1 protein-coding gene is annotated in these 378 nt (G+C 68.3%); it reads right to left on the reverse strand.

Features of this window, described 5'->3' with window-relative positions; all coding sequences use genetic code 11:
* Window positions 1-378 (reverse strand): EamA family transporter (locus EN852_RS36045; protein ID WP_145994148.1); only part of this gene is annotated, 378 nt, incomplete at both ends.

Here is a 378-nt window from a genome sequence, read left to right on the forward strand (position 1 = left end):
GGTGACGCGGTCACGCCTTGCGACAGGGAAAAGCCCGCGACCAAAGCGCTGCCGATGCAGGAGAACAGCCAGAAGGCCGGACGCGGACGATCGCCGCCGCGAAGCACGCCGAAGATCGCGGTGGCCAACGGCAGCAGACCGACGAAGATGATGGAGTGCGCGGTGGTGACGTGCTTCAAGGCCAGCGCCGTCAGCAGCGGAAAGCCGACGACGACGCCGAGCGCCACCACGACGAGCGAGGCGAGATCGCCGCGCTCCGGCCGCTTCTGGCGGAACACGAGCAGCATCGCCAGCCCGAGCAGGCCGGCAATCGCCGCACGTGCCGAAGTCAGGAAGGTCGGATCGAAATCTGCCACCGCCACATGCGTTGCCGGCAGC

Origin of the sequence: Mesorhizobium sp. M2E.F.Ca.ET.209.01.1.1, from assembly GCF_004010375.2 — a bacterium.
Lineage (GTDB): Bacteria > Pseudomonadota > Alphaproteobacteria > Rhizobiales > Rhizobiaceae > Mesorhizobium.